This is a genomic window from Kitasatospora sp. NPDC088783, assembly GCF_044750705.1.
GTDB classification, from domain to species: domain Bacteria; phylum Actinomycetota; class Actinomycetes; order Streptomycetales; family Streptomycetaceae; genus Kitasatospora; species Kitasatospora fiedleri.
Window position 1 is genome coordinate 1 of the sequence record NZ_JBIVKJ010000004.1, and the last position, 15,516, is coordinate 15,516.

Consider the following 15,516-nt stretch of genomic DNA (forward strand, 5'->3'; position numbering starts at 1 on the left):
CGACCCAGCATCGCTGGCCTCCACCATCACAGCAAGGGCATTACCTACCGCCGGAGATCGGGACGAAGGTGATCATTTGTCAGACACGTCCTAGGGGGCCTCCGCGGAGCGCAGGTCGGCGGAGCCGGTGTACCCGGGCAGGGTCAGCTCGCCGCTCTCCTGGACCTTCCAGCCCAGCCCGTAGGCGGTCACGTAGCCCAGATAGTTGCGGATGGTGGGGTCGGCGTCCACCGCGGCGCGCAGCGCCTCCGTCCGGCCCACCGCGCGGATCACGTACGGCGGCGAGTAGACCCGGCCCTGGAGCAGCAGGGTGTTGCCGACGCAGCGCACCGCGCTGGTGGAGATCAGCCGCTGGTCCATCACCTGGATGCCCTCCGCGCCGCCCCGCCACAGGGCGTTCACCACGGCCTGGATGTCCTGCTGGTGGATCACCAGGTCGTTGACGCCGGGCTCGGGGACGCCCGGGATGCGGGCGGTGGCGTTCGGCGGGGCGTCGTCCAGGGTGACGGTCAGCCCGGGTCCGCGCAGCGGGTCCAGCCCGGCGGCCCGCTGCAGTTCGGCCAGCCGGGCCGCGTCGTCCGGGCTCTGCCCCTGCTCCCGGGCCAGCCGGTCGGCCCGGTCCCGGTCGGCGGAGACCTGCTCCGACAGCTGCTGGTTCTGGGTGGAGCGCTGCTGTATGACGTCGCTGAGCTTCAGCAGCGAGTTGTCGGTGCGCAGGTCGGTGCCGTGCGCGGTCCGCGCGCTGACGTAGAACAGCAGCCCGGCGAGCGCGAAGACGGTGCAGGTCAGGGCACGTCCGACAATTCGCCCACGACGGGGGCCCGAAGCCGGGGAGGGCGAAGAAATCGTGGAATCAGGCACCGTACCCTTATCTCCTTACGACCCGGCGAGCCACTACGCTAACGGACGCCGGTGGCATGTGCGGAGGATCAACCGTACGGACCGGCCCGCCATTTGCCGCCCGCCCACGCTGACCCACCCGCGCGGTCACAGCGCATCGACAGGAGAGCCCCTCGTGCCGAAGTCTCGACTCCGCAAGAAGGCCGACTACACGCCGCCCCCGAGCACCGCGACGGCCGTGAAGATCAGTTCCGGCCGGAGCTGGGTGGCACCACTGATGCTGGTGTTCTTCCTGGTCGGCCTGGTCTGGATCGTCACGTACTACGTGACCAGCGGCAACTGGCCGATCAGCAGCTGGGGCAACTGGAACATCCTGGCCGGCTTCGGCTTCATCGCGGCGGGCTTCGGCGTCTCCACCCAGTGGAAGTGACGCCGGCTCCGCCCGCCCGGCGGATCCCGGCCTGATCCACCCGCACCGCCCCGGACAGCGCGCCGGGGCGGTCTCCGGGCTGTCCGCGCCCCGGACGGGCCGGGTCCCGCCGGGAGCGTCCGAACGTTTATCCACAGGGTTGTCCACACTGGGGAAAACTCCGCCCAGCCTGTGGATAACTCGCAACGCAGCAGCATAACGCGCGTAGAGCCGGGAAATCCAATCGGTGGGCCCGCCCCGGCGCCCACCGACTGTGCACAGCCTCACCCCGGCAGGCGCGCCGTCCCGACCAGCAGCATCAGCAGGATCGCCGCCACCGCCCCGGCCAGCGCCAGCCCCTGCACCAGGTTCCGGCGCTCCCGCGGGGCGGACATCATCCCGGCCCCGATGGCGACCCCGGCCACCAGGCCGCCGAGGTGGGCCCGCCAGTCGATGTTGTGCAGCGTGAAGGTGAGCACCAGGTTGACCACCAGCAGCGCGATCACCGGCTGCATCGGCACCCGGTTCGCCCGGAACAGCACCGCGGTCGCGCCCAGCAGGCCGAAGATCGCCCCGGAGGCGCCGACCGAGAACATGTCCGCCCCGTCCAGCAGGTAGCCGAACGCGTTGCCCGCCACCCCCGACAGCAGGTAGAGGGCGAGGAAGCGCCACCGGCCCAGCACCCGCTCCAACTGGGGGCCGAGCACCCAGAGCGAGAACATGTTCATCAGGATGTGCATCACCCCGGCGTGCACGAACATCCCGCTGACCAGCCGGTACCACTGGCCAGGGCCCTCGGCCACGCCGATCCGCGTCCCGAACGCGTCCGCCCCGCTGCCCATCCCCAGCCGGAACTGCCAGACCCGGTCGACGTACTCGGTGAGCAGGAACACCAGCAGGTTGACGCCGATCAGCACCTTGGTGACCAGCGCCCCGTCGCCGAGCGTCAGCAGCGCGCCGGCCGTGGTCCGGGGCTGCTGCCGGGTCTGCTGCCCGGCCTCGCCCCGCACGCAGTCCGGGCACTGGAAGCCCACCGAGGCGGGCACCATGCACTCCGGGCAGACCGGCTGCCCGCACCTGGCGCAGCTCACCCCCGTCTCCCGCTCGGGGTGCCGGCGGCACCGGGGCAACCCGCTCCCCCGGCCGTCCGCCGACGTCGGCCGCACGGGCTCCTCCGGATGCATCGCCGCTGTCCCTCCTCAACGAAACGGTCCCGGCGCCGCCCCCCGCCGTACGGAACGGGGCACCGCCGGGACCGCCCAGGCTACTGCGCGCACGGGCGCGCGGGGGCCGCCCCGCGGGGCGGCCGGGCGCGGATCAGCCGCGCGAGACGACGACCTGCTCGATCACCACGTCCTCGACCGGGCGGTCGTACGGCTTGGTGGTGGCGGTGGTGGCGATCGCGTCCACGACCTTCCGGCTGGCCTCGTCCACGACCTCGCCGAAGATGCTGTGCTTGCGGTTCAGCCAGCTGGTCGCGCCGACCGTGATGAAGAACTGCGAGCCGTTGGTGCCCGGGCCGGCGTTGGCCATCGCCAGCAGGTACGGGCGGTCGAACGAGAGGTCGGGGTGGAACTCGTCGCCGAACTTGTAGCCCGGGCCGCCGGTGCCGTTGCCCAGCGGGTCGCCGCCCTGGATCATGAAGCCCTCGATGACCCGGTGGAAGACCGTGCCGTCGTACAGCGGCTTGGCGGCCAGCTCGCCGGTCTCCGGGTTCTTCCACTCGCGGGTGCCCTCGGCCAGCTCCACGAAGTTGGCGACGGTCTTCGGCGCGTGGTTCGGGAAGAGCTTGACCACGATGTCACCGCGGTTGGTCTTCAGGGTGGCGGTGAGTTCCTCGGCCACGGCAGTACCTTCCTCTCTCTTGCCTGACTATCCGAGGAATCATCCCACGCGGCTCGCGGACGGCTCAGCCGGAGGTGCCCGGTGGGCAAGCCCGATGCATGATCTCCTAGCAGGTGGAAAGGTGCGTACCGGACGCCGGACACCCGCCGAGAAGGAGAAGCCCGTGAGCCGTACGGACACCGCGCGCGAGACCGCCGGACGGGCGAAGGACGCCGTGGCGCCCTACGCCGTTTCCGCCAAGGAGGCCGCGCTGCACTACGCGGAGGAGGCCAAGCAGCTGCTCGGCCCCAAGCTGGAGGCGTTCGGCCCCAAGGCCGCCGCCGCCGGAGCCCAGGCCAAGGTCGGAGCCGGCCAGGCCGCGCAGACCGCCCGGGTGCAGTACGCCAAGTACGTCGCACCGCACCTGGAGCACGCCTTCACCAGCCTCCCCCCGGAGACCCAGAAGGCCGCGCTCCGGGCCGCACACCGGGCCCAGGAGGCCGCTCTGGCCGCCAAGCTGTCGGCCGGTCAGGCCGCCGGACAGGCCCGGGCCACCGTGGTGCCCAAGGTCACCGAGACCTTCCAGGCCGCCAAGGAGAACATCACTCCGATCGCCCTGGAGGCGCAGACCCGCGGCGCCGCCGCGGTCACCGCCCTGCAGGGCCACGTCAGCTCCGCCGAGATCAGCAAGCTGGCCGCCAAGAACGCCAAGAAGCAGCGCCGCAACGGCTGGGCCACCGCCCTCGCGGTGGCCGGCACCCTGGCCATCGGCACCGGCGTGCTGGCCTGGCAGTGGTACCGCAAGCAGAACAACCCCGAGTGGCTGACCGAGCCCCCGGCCCCGGCCGCCGCGCCCACCCTCTCCCCCGTCCCCTCCGGCACGGCCGCCACCGACACCACGGCCGCCGCGGACTCCACGGCGCCCACCGCTCCCGGCAGCGCGGCCGGCGGCCCGGTGGGCGGCACGGTCGGCGGCGCGGTGCTCAACGGCTCCGTCCCGCTCGACGAGCCCGGCGCACCGGCCGACCCGGAGGTTGCCCCCCGGTCGGAGGACGAGCACGCCGACGACGACCACCCCAAGCCGCACGACCCGCGCAAGCCGCACTGACCCCGTCCCGGAAGCCCCCGGGCACGCGAACGGCCCCCGACCTGTTCACCAGGTCGGGGGCCGTTCGTCGACTGTGGAGCCTAGGGGAGTCGAACCCCTGACATCTGCCATGCAAAGACAGCGCTCTACCAACTGAGCTAAGGCCCCGAGCAACGGGGACAGCCTACCCGCTCCCGGGCGGCCGCCCGCGCGGGTTTCGGACCGGCCGCGGCCCGTGCTCCGCGGGCCGGCCCGAGAGAGACTTCGTCAGTCGGCGCTCAGCGGCCGGCGGGGACCGGGTCGGTCGCCTCGGTCCACAGGTCCTGCTCGGCACGGTCCGCCTGGACCTGACGGTAGACAAAGAAGCCGCCGAGGGCGACCAGGGCGACCAGGAGAAGCTTCTTCACCGCGGGACCTCGTCCTTCTTGCTTACTTGGATGTAGGAGCACGAACCAGCGGCCAGGGTGCAGACCGCCCTGGGGCCGATGATACACACCGGTAACCCCTTCAAGAGCGGCCCCCGCCACCGCCAACCGACCGATCCGCCACCGGCTTTGACCCACCGGCATCAGTACGATCGTCCGACCGCGAACGCTCGGCCCGGATCACCGCGACCCCGCCGTCCAGGTCCACCGTCGAACGCGGCGGAGCGGCATCGCCCTCCTCGTCCCGGAGCATCAGCGTGGTCCTCCGCTGCTCCAGCTCGGCCTGCTTACCGGCCGCGAACTGGGCGTGCAGCTGCTCGAACCCGGTCGCCGAGACCTGGCCCTCCCGCCCCGTCCCGCGCCAGGGCACCCAGCGGCTCCGGCGCGCCCGCAGCGCGAGCTGGTCCACGAAGGCCAGCGCCACCAGCGCGCAGACCAGGCCCGGCAGGCTCATCGCCCAGAAGAACCCCATGCCCCCGACAACGCGCCCGGGCGCGCCGCCGTTCCCGCCCGACGGCGCGCCCGCGCACTCCTGCGACCGGCTACCGGTTCCCCCGGCTACCGGCTACCGGCTACCGCTTGCGCCGCCGCAGCCGGGCCAGCTCGCGCCGGACCGCCCGCACGTCCGCGAACAGGACGTCCAGCCGGGTGTCCAGCCCGTCCAGGCGGGTCTCCTGCCGGGAGGTCCGCTCACCGAGCGCGGTGGTCAGCAGCCCCTGCGCGTCGAGCCGCCGCTCGATCGACCCGGCCGAGACCACCAGCCCCGGGACCACGGCCGGCAGGTCCTCCGCCGTGAACGCGAACTCCGGCTCCTCGGCGTGCCGCGGCGCCACCGGCTCGAACTCCCCCGGCCGGTGCGACTCGAACGGCTCCAGCCCGTCGATCCGCCGCCGCCGGTCCTCCACCGCCGGGTCCCGCCGCCCCGCCTCGTACTCGTCCCACCGCAGCTCGCTCCACCGCCGCCACGGCCGCGCCCGGAACGCGTGCACCACCGGCGGCACCACCACCGGCCGCGCCGCCGCCTCCACCGCGTCCAGCAGCCGCCCGCGCACCCGCCGGGCCACCTCGCTGTCGCGCAGCAGCATCGCGACGTTCAGGACGGCCCGCCGCGAGTAGAGGGCGACGCCGTTGCCGCCGCCCTGGGGACGGCCGTAGGGGCTGTCCACGGGCGGGGACCACCGGGGGGCCTGTGCGCGGGGGCTCTCCTCACCTCCTTCGGTACCGCTGACCTGCCAGAAGTACTTCTTGTAACTCTGGTCCTCGGGGTCGTCCACAGGCTTGAGCACGGTGAATCCGTTGCTCTCCAGCTCCTGCCGGTGGCGTCGAACCACCGCTCGGATGATGTTCTCGCCGACCTCGAAGTAGTCCGCCACCATCCGCGTGGTGACGTACAGCCCGTCGGGCAGCAGGACGAGGGCCTTGACCTCGTCGAGGACTTCGGTGCGCTCGCACAGGCCGCTTCGGAGCGTCCTGGATTCGAGCAGCGCGGCTTCCATGGACATGGGAGTGCCTCACAGGGTGAAAGAAGACACGACGGGGGAACCGCCCGATCGCCCGGGGCGGGCGGGGCCGGATCATCCGCCGGCCGGAGCAGAGGTCGCGTTACGTCCCACGTCACCCGATGGCCGGTTCTGTCGCCCGGCTATCCCCGACTTCACATCAGTTTCGAGTCAGCTCACCCTGTGTCGCCTCTGCGCACCGGGCCCAACGAGCCGGCGGGCGGGGGGTTACGGGGGTGGAACACGTCGAAGGCCCCGATCACCAGGTGATCGGGGCCTTCGCGCCGGTGGGCCTAACAGGACTTGAACCTGTGGCCTCTTCCTTATCAGGGAAGCGCTCTAACCGTCTGAGCTATAGGCCCTTGCCGCACTGAAAGATTAGCGGACCGACGGCCGATCTCCCAAATCCGTATCCCGGGCCTCCTCCGGACGGTGCTGCTCAGCGGGCTCGGCGGACTCGGCGAGCCACTCGGGGCGGGTCGGGGGGAGGCCGGAGCCGCCGACGGGGGTGGGGCGGACGGCGAGGACCTGGTTGACGCCGATGTGGTTCTGCTCGAAGGAGACGGCGGAGGCGGCCATGTAGAGGCGCCAGACCCGGGCCCGGCCGCGGCCGGCCAGGGCGACGGCCTCGGGCCAGTGCGCCTCCAGGTTGGCGACCCACTCGCGCAGGGTGCGGCCGTAGTGCTCGCGCAGGGCCTCGACGTCGCGGACCTCGAAGCCGGCCTGCTCCAGCCGGGAGACCGTGGTGCCGACCGGGGAGAGCTCGCCGTCGGGGAAGACGTAGCGGTCGATGAAGGGGGAGAGCCGGTACGCCTCGCCGGGCGGCAGCGGGCGGCGGGCGATCTGGTGGTTGAGCAGGCGTCCACCGGGGGCGAGCAGGCCGTACAGGTGGCGGGCGTAGACCAGGTACTGGGCGGAGCCGACGTGCTCGGCCATGCCGACGCTGGAGATGGCGTCGAAGGGGCCGTCGGGGATCTCCCGGTAGTCCTGGAGCCGGATCTCGATCCGGTCGGCGAGACCGGCCTCCGCGACCCGCTGCCGGGCCAGCGCGACCTGCTCGGTGGAGATGGAGACCCCGACCGCCTCGACGCCGTAGTGGCGGGCGGCGTGCAGGACCAGCGAGCCCCAGCCGCAGCCGACGTCCAGCAGGCGCGTGCCGGGGCGCAGGCCGAGCTTGCGGCAGATCAGGTCGAGCTTGGCGGTCTGGGCGTCCTCCAGGCTCTTGGCGGCGGGCTCCCAGTAGGCGCAGGAGTAGACCATGGTGGGACCGAGGACGAGCCGGTAGAAGTTGTTGCCGACGTCGTAGTGGTGGCTGATCGCGGCGCGGTCCCGGTGGCGGCTGTGCAGCCGGCCGCGGCGGCGCCCGACCTCCTCGGCCGGGGGTGCCGGGTTCGGCCCGAGGATGCCCTGCCGCAGGGCCGTGCCGAGCAGCCGGCGGCCGGGGGCGCCGAGGTACTGGCGCGGGCCGACCTGCGGGCGGGGGGCGTCCCGGTCCTCGGCGAAGGAGGAGACGGCGGCCAGCACCTCGTACAGGTCGGTGTCGGGGGCGACTTCGAGGTCCCCGGAGACGTAGGCGCGGGCCAGGCCGAGCTCGCCCGGGGACCAGAGCAGCCGGCGCAGGGCGCGGCGGTTGCGCAGGACGATGGTGGGGGCTCCGGACGGGCCGGCCTCGGAGCCGTCCCGGGCGCGGATCCGCAGCGGGATCGGACGGCCGATCAGTCCCTCCACCGCGTCGACCAGTTGCTGTGCGTGCTGCGCCATGACGGCCCCTCCGACCAGTCGTTCCCGTCCGGGACGCCCGGTGACCGCCGGAGGCGGCCGGGCGGCCCGCTGACCGTTCCCGTTCTTCCACCTGTCTCTGCACTGCGGGCCGGAACGCGGCCCCGGCACGCCGGGCGGTCACCCGATTGCACCGGGGACGACGAAGGGCCCCGGAGGCTTCAACAGCCTCCGGGGCCCCGGGAATTCCGCCCGGCTGACGCGGAATCAGTCTTCTTCGGCGAGGGTCAGTTCGATGCCGCCGGTGAAGCCCGCCGCCGAGTTGTAGATGAACGCGGCGAGGGTGGCCAGCGCGGTCATCAGGACGATGTCGACCAGCGCGATCAGCACGGTGAAGAGCATGACCTTGCCGAACCCGATGTAGTCCATCAGGTCGAAGGCGCCGGAGCTGTCGCCGCCGCTGCCGGTGACGTCCTTCAGGGTGCTGCTCAGCGAGGAGAAGACGCCGAGGCCGTCCAGGGTCATCCAGAGCACCGCGGCGGCCACGATGATGATCACGCCGAGGGCCAGCGAGAGCAGGAAGCTGACCTTCATCACCGACCACGGGTCGGCCTTGGTGACCCGCAGCCGGGCCTTGCGGGTCCGGCCGGTGCCGCCGCCGGACGGGCCGGGGCGGCGGGGCTGGCCGCCGCTCTGCCCGGGGGTGCCGGGGGTGCCGGGAGCGCCCGGGACGCGGGTGCCGCGCGGCGGGGTGGGCTGGCCCTTGGCGTAGGTGGTGGGCTGGGAGAAGCCGCCCGCGGGCGGCGCGCTCGGTGGGGGAGGCGGGGTCTGGCCCCCGTAGGACTGCTGGGCGGTTCCGCCCGGCCCGCCCGCCAGGCCGCCCGTGGCACCTCCAGCACCCGTGGCTCCGCTCACCGTGGTCCTCCCGAACCGTCCGCCAGGGCGATCGCACCGCCCTGGTCCGTGTTGTGCTCGTGCTCCGCGTACCCCGGTGGCCCGCGGTCAGACCGTGGTGCCCGCCCCGCCACCGGCGGGGCGGGCACCACGGTGCGCGTCCGTGCGTCAGCCCTGGGCGGGCGCGCCGTCCGCGTCCTGCTCGGTGGCCGCGGACTCCGCCTCGTCGACGGCCTCGTCCGCGCCCTCCTCCTCGTCCGCCTCCGCGTTGCGGGCCATGCCCACCACCGCGTCGCGCTTTCCGAGGTTGATCAGTTGGACGCCCATGGTGTCACGTCCGGTTTCACGCACCTCGGAAACCCTGGTCCGGATCACGCCGCCGGACAGCGTGATGGCCATGATCTCGTCGGTCTCCTCGACGACCAGGGCGCCGACCAGCGAGCCCCGGCCCTCGACGATCTTCGCCGCCTTGATACCGAAACCGCCGCGTCCCTGGACACGGTACTCGTCAACCGTGGTCCGCTTCGCGTACCCGCCGTCGGTGGCGGTGAAGACGAAGGTGCCGGGCCGCACCACGTTCATCGAGAGCAGTTCGTCGTCCTCGCGGAAGGACATGCCCTTCACCCCGGAGGTGGCCCGGCTCATCGGGCGCAGCGCCTCGTCGGTCGCCTTGAAGCGGATCGACTGGGCCTTCCGGGAGATCAGCAGCAGGTCGTCCTCGGCGGAGACCAGCTCGGCGCCGATCAGCTCGTCGTCCCGGCCCTCCTCGTCCTGGCGCAGGTTGATCGCGATCAGGCCGCCGGAGCGCGGGGAGTCGTAGTCCTTGAGCGGGGTCTTCTTGACCAGGCCGCCGCGGGTGGCGAGGACCAGGTACGGCTTGTCCTCGTAGGTGCGCACGGCCATCACCTGGGTGATGTGCTCCTCCGGCTGGAAGGCCAGCAGGTTGGCGACGTGCTGGCCGCGGGCGTCGCGGCCGGCGTCGGGCAGCTCGTAGCCCTTGGCGCGGTAGACCCGGCCCTTGTTGGTGAAGAACAGGATCCAGTTGTGGGTGGTGGTCACGAAGAAGTGGTCGACGAGGTCGTCCTGCTTCAGCTGCGCGCCGCGCACGCCCTTGCCGCCGCGCTTCTGCGAGCGGTAGAGGTCGGAGCGGGTGCGCTTGACGTAGCCGCCGCGGGTGATGGTGACCACGATGTCCTCCTCGGCGATGAGGTCCTCGATCGAGAGGTCGCCGTCGGAGGGGATCAGGGTGGAGCGCCGCTCGTCGCCGTACTTCTCGACGATCGCGGTGAGCTCCTCGGAGACGATCTCGCGCTGCCGGGAGGGCGAGGCGAGGATCGCGTTGTACTCGTTGATCTTGGCCTGGAGCTCGTCGTGCTCGCTGAGGATGCGGGCGCTCTCCAGGGCGGCGAGCCGGCGCAGCTGCATCTCCAGGATGGCGTTGGCCTGGAGCTCGTCGATGGCGAGCAGCCGCATCAGGCCGGTGCGGGCGGCCTCGGCGCTCTCCGAGGCGCGGATCAGCGCGATCACCGCGTCGATCTGGTCGAGCGCCTTGAGCAGGGCGCGCAGGATGTGCGCGCGCTCCTCGGCCTTGCGCAGCCGGAAGGTGGTCCGGCGGACGATGACCTCGATCTGGTGGGCGACCCAGTGCCGGATGAAGGCGTCCAGCGAGAGGGTGCGTGGCACGCCGTCGACCAGGGCCAGCATGTTGGCGCCGAAGTTGGTCTGCAGGTCGGTGTGCTTGTACAGGTTGTTGAGCACGACCTTGGCGACCGCGTCCCGCTTGAGCACGATGACCAGGCGCTGGCCGGTGCGCGAGGAGGACTCGTCGCGGACGTCGGCGATGCCGGCGATCCGGCCGTCCTTGACCAGGTCGGCGATCTTCAGCGCGAGGTTGTCCGGGTTGACCTGGAACGGCAGCTCGGTGATCACCAGGCACTGGCGGCCCTGGATCTCCTCGACCTCGACCACCGCGCGCATGGTGATCGAGCCGCGGCCGGTGCGGTAGGCCTCCTCGATGCCGCGGCGGCCGACGATCAGCGCGCCGGTCGGGAAGTCGGGGGCCTTGATCCGCTCGATCAGGGCCTCCAGCAGCTCCTCGTTGCTGGCCTCGGGGTGCTCCAGCGCCCAGAGCGCGCCGGAGGCGACCTCGCGCAGGTTGTGCGGCGGGATGTTGGTGGCCATGCCGACCGCGATGCCGGTGGCGCCGTTGACCAGCAGGTTGGGGATGCGCGAGGGCAGGACGGTCGGCTCCTGCTGCCGGCCGTCGTAGTTGGCGGCGAAGTCGACGGTCTCCTCGTCGATGTCGCGCATCATCTCCATCGCCAGCGGCATCATCTTGCACTCGGTGTAGCGCATCGCCGCGGCCGGGTCGTTGCCCGGGGAGCCGAAGTTGCCGTTGCCGTCGACCAGCGGCATCCGCATCGACCAGGTCTGGGCGAGGCGGACCAGGGTGTCGTAGATCGAGGTGTCGCCGTGCGGGTGGTAGTTGCCCATCACGTCGCCGACCACGCGGGCGCACTTGTAGTAGCCCTTCTCGGGCCGGTAGCCGCCGTCGTACATCGCGTAGAGCACCCGGCGGTGCACCGGCTTGAGGCCGTCGCGGACCTCGGGCAGGGCGCGCGAGACGATGACGCTCATCGCGTAGTCGAGGTAGGAGCGCTGCATCTCGGTCTCGAGCTCGATGAGCTCGACCCGGTTGCCGCTCTGGGCGGGGAGGAGGGTGCTGTCCGCGGGCTGCTCGCCGCCGTCCGGACGGTTGTCGTCGACCACTGGTGGTCAGTTTCCTTTCAACGATCCTGGGCGGACGTCAGACGTCCAGGAAGCGGACGTCCTTCGCGTTGCGCTGGATGAAGGAGCGGCGGGCCTCGACGTCCTCGCCCATCAGGACGGAGAACAGGTCGTCGGCGCGGGCGGCGTCCTCCAGGGTGACCTGGAGCAGCAGGCGGTGCGCGGCGTCCATGGTGGTGACGCGCAGCTCCTCGGCGTTCATCTCGCCGAGGCCCTTGAAGCGCTGGATCGCGTCGTCCTTCGGGAGCCGGCGGCCGGCCTCGACGCCGGCCGCGATCAGCGCGTCGCGCTCGCGGTCGGAGTAGGCGTACTCGAACTCGTCCCGGCCCCACTTGATCTTGTACAGCGGGGGCATCGCCAGGTAGACGTACCCGGACTCGACCAGCGGGCGCATGAAGCGGAACAGCAGGGTCAGCAGCAGGGTGCGGATGTGCTGTCCGTCGACGTCGGCGTCGGCCATCAGCACGATCTTGTGGTACCGCAGCTTCTCGGCGTCGTAGTCCTCCTGGATGCCGCAGCCGAAGGCCGAGATCAGCGCCTGGACCTCGGTGTTCTGCAGCACCTTGTCGATCCGGGCCTTCTCGACGTTCAGGATCTTGCCGCGGATCGGGAGGATCGCCTGGGTACGCGGGTCGCGGCCCTGCTTGGCGGAGCCGCCGGCCGAGTCGCCCTCGACGATGAAGATCTCGCACTCGGCCGGGTCCTTGGACTGGCAGTCCGAGAGCTTGCCGGGCAGCGAGGCCGACTCCAGCAGGCCCTTGCGCCGGGTCAGGTCGCGGGCCTTGCGGGCGGCGACCCGGGCGCTGGCGGCCTGGATCGACTTGCGGACGATGTCCGCCGCCTCGTTGGGGTTGCGGTCCAGCCAGTCGGCCAGGTGCTCGTTGACCACCTTCTGGACGAAGGTCTTGGCCTCGGTGTTGCCGAGCTTGTCCTTGGTCTGGCCCTCGAACTGCGGCTCGCCGAGCTTGACCGAGATGATCGCGGTCAGGCCCTCGCGGATGTCCTCGCCGGAGAGGTTGTCGTCCTTCTCGCGCAGCAGCTTCTTGTCGCGCGCGTACCGGTTCATCAGACCGGTGAGCGCGGACCGGAAGCCCTCCTCGTGGGTGCCGCCGCCGTGGGTGTGGATGGTGTTGGCGAACGAGTACACGCCCTCGGTGTAGGACGAGTTCCACTGCATGGCGATCTCGGCCGAGATCGTCTTGTCCTTGTCCTCGGCCTCGAAGTCGATCACCGAGGGGTGGACCGGCTCGCCCTTGCGGGAGTTGAGGTGGGCCACGAAGTCCGCGATGCCGCCGTCGTACCGGTAGGTGACGGAGAGCGGGTTGCCCTCCTCGTCCAGGTGCTCGGGGCGCTCGTCGGTCAGCACGATCGTCAGGCCCTTGTTGAGGAAGGCCATCTCCTGGAAGCGCCGGGAGAGCGTCTCGAAGGAGTAGACGGTCGTCTCGAAGATGTCCGGGTCGGCCCAGAAGGTGACCGTGGTGCCGGTCTCCGAGGTCTCCTCGTGCCGGACCAGCGGGGCGGTCGGGGCACCGGACTTGTACTCCTGCGTCCAGCGCGCGCCGTCGGTGCTGATGTCCACCGCAAGGCGGGTGGAGAGCGCGTTCACCACCGAGATGCCGACGCCGTGCAGACCGCCGGAGACCGCGTAGCCGCCGCCGCCGAACTTGCCGCCCGCGTGCAGCACGGTCAGCACGACCTCGACGGCGGGCTTGTCCTGGCCCGGCATGATGCCGACCGGGATGCCGCGGCCGTTGTCCACCACCCGCACGCCGCCGTCGGCCAGGATCGTGACGCCGATGGTGTCGGCGTGGCCCGCCAGCGCCTCGTCGACGGAGTTGTCGACGATCTCGTACACGAGGTGGTGCAGGCCGCGCTCACCGGTCGAGCCGATGTACATGCCCGGGCGCTTGCGGACGGCGTCGAGGCCCTCCAGCACCTGGATCGCGCTGGCGTCGTAGGCCTTCTGGTCGGACGGGTCTGGGGTCTGGCTGGGGTTGCCGGAATCGGCCACGAAGCGCCCTCTCTGGCACAGCGCGGGCCGCGCCCCTCCCCGCTTGCCCGGGCAGGTGTGCGACCACGGCGTTTCGACTCTGTTGCTCCACGCAACGGTGTTTACGCTTCAGTCTACCGGTACGACCGACAGAGAGGGGCGTTTGGCAGCCTCTGAGGGCAGATGTGCCGCCCTGAATCCCCTCGGGACGTGTCCCGATACTCGACAGGGGGGCTCAGAGCGCCTGGACGGGCCGCCAGCGATTCCGGAAGATCCCGGTCCGCCGCACCGGGGTCAGCCCCAGGTGTCACCCGGGCCCTTGCTGCCGGGCGCCCGCAACCGCCCGTAACCGCGCACCGGGGCATCCGGCCCCAGCACCTTGATCACCCGGACCGTGCCGTGCCCCAGCTCGTGATTCAGCCGGGCCACCAACTGCCGCGCCAGCAGCCGTAGTTGAGTCGCCCAGGCGGTGGAGTCGCACTGCACGGTGAGCACCGCCTCGGCCTCCGCGTACGACTTGGGCTCACAGTGCGCGGCGATGTCCGGCCCGACGATCTGCGACCAGCGGCCCATCACCCCGCCCACCGCGGCGGGCGCCTCCCAGCCCCGCTCGGTGATCAGCCGGTTCAGCGCGGCCCCCAGCGGCACCGGGTCCCGGCCGTCCGCGCGGGCACCGCTGCGCAGCCCGGTCCGCTTGGCCTCCCGCCGCTCGCGCACCTGCTCCCCGCGCTGCCGGGCCTGCTCCTTGGCGGCGCGCAGCGCCACCCGGGCCAGGTCCACCCCCGAAAGCTCCGGCCCCTCCGCCATCACGCTCCATCTCCAGGCTGTGGACGACTCCTCCGACGAGCCGCCCAGGGTACGTGGTTCCCGGGGCTCACGGGGTCAGCCGGTCCACTGTGCCGCCCGAGACGCCGTACCGGGCCCCGTTCAGCGCCTTCGGCACGTCCTCGGCCACCGCGGCGGTGACCAGCACCTGCTCGCCGCCGGCCACCAGCTCGGCCAGCCGGTCCCGGCGGCGGGCGTCCAGCTCGGCGAACACGTCGTCCAGCACCAGCACCGGCTCGCCGCCCTCGGCCCGCAGCAGCTCGTACGAGGCCAGCCGCAGCGCCAGCGCGTAGGACCAGGACTCGCCGTGGCTGGCGTAGCCCTTGGCGGGCAGCGGGCCCAGCCGCAGCAGCAGCTCGTCGCGGTGCGGGCCGACCAGGGTCAGGCCGCGCTCGATCTCCTGCCGGCGCATCCCGCGCAGGGCCTCCAGCAGCTGCTGCTCGGCCTGTTCGCGGCTGGTGGGCAGCTCGCCCTCGAAGGAGGAGCGGTACTCCAGCACGGTGTCGCCGGCGCCGGGGGCGAGCTGGCGGTACGCCTCGGCGACCAGCGGCTGCAGGGCGGCCACCAGTTGGATCCGGAAGGCGGTCAACTCGGCGCCGGACCGGGCCAGGTGGCCGTCCCAGACCTCCAGGGTGGCCAGGTCGGCGGCCTTGCCGCCGCCGGCCCGGCGGGCCGCCGCGGCGGTCCGCAGCAGGGCGTTGCGCTGCTTGAGCACCCGCTCGTAGTCGGAGCGCACCCCGGCCAGCCGGGGGGCCCGGGCGGTCAGCAGCTCGTCCAGGAAGCGCCGGCGCTCGGCCGGGTCGCCCTTCACCAGGGCGAGGTCCTCGGGGGCGAACAGCACGGTGCGCAGCACGCCCAGCACGTCGCGCGGGCGGACGCTGTCGGAGCGGTTCAGCCGGGCCCGGTTGGCCTTGCCGGCGGTGAGCTCCAGCTCGACCAGGGTGGAGCGGCCGCCCTGGGAGACCACGTTCGCCCGGATCACCGCCCGCTCGGCGCCGAGCCGGATCAGCGGGGCGTCGGTGGCCACCCGGTGGCTGCCCAGGGTCGCGACGTAGCCGACCGCCTCGACCAGGTTGGTCTTGCCCTGCCCGTTGGGGCCGACGAACGCGGTGACGCCCGGGTCGAGCGGGACCTCGACCCGGGCGTAGGAACGGAAGTCGGCGAGCGACAGGTGCGCGACGTGCATGACGGTGGACTGCGCTCGCCTTCTGTCCGGG

At 72.1% G+C, this 15,516-nt stretch carries 14 protein-coding genes and 2 tRNA genes; 2 read left to right on the forward strand and 14 right to left on the reverse strand.

Translation table 11 applies throughout. The features are described 5' to 3' along the window. Nucleotides 1-90 precede the first annotated feature (90 nt). Nucleotides 91-861 (reverse strand): DUF881 domain-containing protein, encoded by a 771-nt coding sequence (locus ACIP60_RS12380; RefSeq protein ID WP_199528208.1) that lies wholly within the window; start codon nucleotides 859-861, stop codon nucleotides 91-93. 154 nt (nucleotides 862-1,015) lie between these two features. On the opposite strand from ACIP60_RS12380, the gene crgA reads away from it, so the two are divergent. Beyond that, nucleotides 1,016-1,270, forward strand: coding sequence for a cell division protein CrgA (gene crgA, locus ACIP60_RS12385; RefSeq protein ID WP_100837211.1), 255 nt, complete (start codon nucleotides 1,016-1,018; stop codon nucleotides 1,268-1,270). A gap of 263 nt (nucleotides 1,271-1,533) precedes the next feature. On the opposite strand, the gene ACIP60_RS12390 is transcribed toward crgA, so the two are convergent. Together ACIP60_RS12390 and ACIP60_RS12395 are read right to left on the reverse strand one after the other, a co-directional pair. Then, complete coding sequence (locus ACIP60_RS12390) at nucleotides 1,534-2,340, reverse strand: rhomboid family intramembrane serine protease (protein ID WP_400682729.1); 807 nt, start codon at nucleotides 2,338-2,340, stop codon at nucleotides 1,534-1,536. Nucleotides 2,341-2,566: 226 nt separating this feature from the next. After that, complete coding sequence (locus ACIP60_RS12395) at nucleotides 2,567-3,094, reverse strand: peptidylprolyl isomerase (RefSeq protein ID WP_400682731.1); 528 nt, start codon at nucleotides 3,092-3,094, stop codon at nucleotides 2,567-2,569. A gap of 163 nt (nucleotides 3,095-3,257) precedes the next feature. On the opposite strand from ACIP60_RS12395, the gene ACIP60_RS12400 reads away from it, so the two are divergent. Next, nucleotides 3,258-4,181, forward strand: coding sequence for a DUF5324 family protein (locus ACIP60_RS12400; protein WP_400682733.1), 924 nt, complete (start codon nucleotides 3,258-3,260; stop codon nucleotides 4,179-4,181). Nucleotides 4,182-4,255: 74 nt separating this feature from the next. On the opposite strand, the gene ACIP60_RS12405 is transcribed toward ACIP60_RS12400, so the two are convergent. The 11 genes from ACIP60_RS12405 to recF all read right to left on the reverse strand — a co-directional run bounded on the left by ACIP60_RS12405 (nucleotide 4,256) and on the right by recF (nucleotide 15,485). Continuing rightward, a tRNA-Ala gene (locus tag ACIP60_RS12405) sits at nucleotides 4,256-4,328 on the reverse strand. A gap of 110 nt (nucleotides 4,329-4,438) precedes the next feature. Next, the gene (locus tag ACIP60_RS12410) at nucleotides 4,439-4,567 is read right to left on the reverse strand and encodes a DLW-39 family protein (RefSeq protein ID WP_014137031.1); all 129 of its coding nucleotides are present in this window, start codon (nucleotides 4,565-4,567) and stop codon (nucleotides 4,439-4,441) included. A gap of 100 nt (nucleotides 4,568-4,667) precedes the next feature. After that, the gene (locus ACIP60_RS12415; protein WP_400682736.1) at nucleotides 4,668-5,057 is read right to left on the reverse strand and encodes a DUF6191 domain-containing protein; all 390 of its coding nucleotides are present in this window, start codon (nucleotides 5,055-5,057) and stop codon (nucleotides 4,668-4,670) included. Between the two features lie 100 nt (nucleotides 5,058-5,157). Then, nucleotides 5,158-6,087 (reverse strand): hypothetical protein, encoded by a 930-nt coding sequence (locus tag ACIP60_RS12420; RefSeq protein ID WP_400682739.1) that lies wholly within the window; start codon nucleotides 6,085-6,087, stop codon nucleotides 5,158-5,160. A gap of 285 nt (nucleotides 6,088-6,372) precedes the next feature. Further along, nucleotides 6,373-6,446, reverse strand: a tRNA-Ile gene (locus tag ACIP60_RS12425). 16 nt (nucleotides 6,447-6,462) lie between these two features. After that, nucleotides 6,463-7,845, reverse strand: coding sequence for a class I SAM-dependent methyltransferase (locus ACIP60_RS12430; protein WP_400682742.1), 1,383 nt, complete (start codon nucleotides 7,843-7,845; stop codon nucleotides 6,463-6,465). Between the two features lie 225 nt (nucleotides 7,846-8,070). Beyond that, entirely contained in the window at nucleotides 8,071-8,718 is a 648-nt protein-coding gene (locus tag ACIP60_RS12435; protein WP_111555391.1) for a DUF3566 domain-containing protein, read from the reverse strand. A gap of 147 nt (nucleotides 8,719-8,865) precedes the next feature. Further along, nucleotides 8,866-11,466: a DNA gyrase subunit A gene (gyrA, locus tag ACIP60_RS12440; protein ID WP_400682746.1), complete on the reverse strand. Its 2,601-nt coding sequence runs from the start codon at nucleotides 11,464-11,466 to the stop codon at nucleotides 8,866-8,868. Between the two features lie 37 nt (nucleotides 11,467-11,503). Further along, entirely contained in the window at nucleotides 11,504-13,495 is a 1,992-nt protein-coding gene (gene gyrB, locus ACIP60_RS12445; RefSeq protein WP_282206368.1) for a DNA topoisomerase (ATP-hydrolyzing) subunit B, read from the reverse strand. A 273-nt stretch (nucleotides 13,496-13,768) separates the two neighbouring features. Next, nucleotides 13,769-14,281: a DUF721 domain-containing protein gene (locus ACIP60_RS12450; RefSeq protein WP_111555394.1), complete on the reverse strand. Its 513-nt coding sequence runs from the start codon at nucleotides 14,279-14,281 to the stop codon at nucleotides 13,769-13,771. Between the two features lie 67 nt (nucleotides 14,282-14,348). Next, a complete protein-coding gene (recF, locus tag ACIP60_RS12455; RefSeq protein ID WP_400682750.1) occupies nucleotides 14,349-15,485 on the reverse strand; it encodes a DNA replication/repair protein RecF in 1,137 nt (378 codons plus the stop codon). Nucleotides 15,486-15,516 lie beyond the last annotated feature (31 nt).

Coding starts and splice junctions, on each gene's coding strand:
- ACIP60_RS12450 (WP_111555394.1), bottom strand. CDS start 14,281: ATGGCGGAGGGGCCGGAGCTTTCGGGGGTGGACCTGGCCCGGGTGGCG.
- ACIP60_RS12420 (WP_400682739.1), bottom strand. CDS start 6,087: ATGTCCATGGAAGCCGCGCTGCTCGAATCCAGGACGCTCCGAAGCGGC.
- ACIP60_RS12430 (WP_400682742.1), bottom strand. CDS start 7,845: ATGGCGCAGCACGCACAGCAACTGGTCGACGCGGTGGAGGGACTGATC.
- ACIP60_RS12415 (WP_400682736.1), bottom strand. CDS start 5,057: ATGGGGTTCTTCTGGGCGATGAGCCTGCCGGGCCTGGTCTGCGCGCTG.
- recF (WP_400682750.1), bottom strand. CDS start 15,485: ATGCACGTCGCGCACCTGTCGCTCGCCGACTTCCGTTCCTACGCCCGG.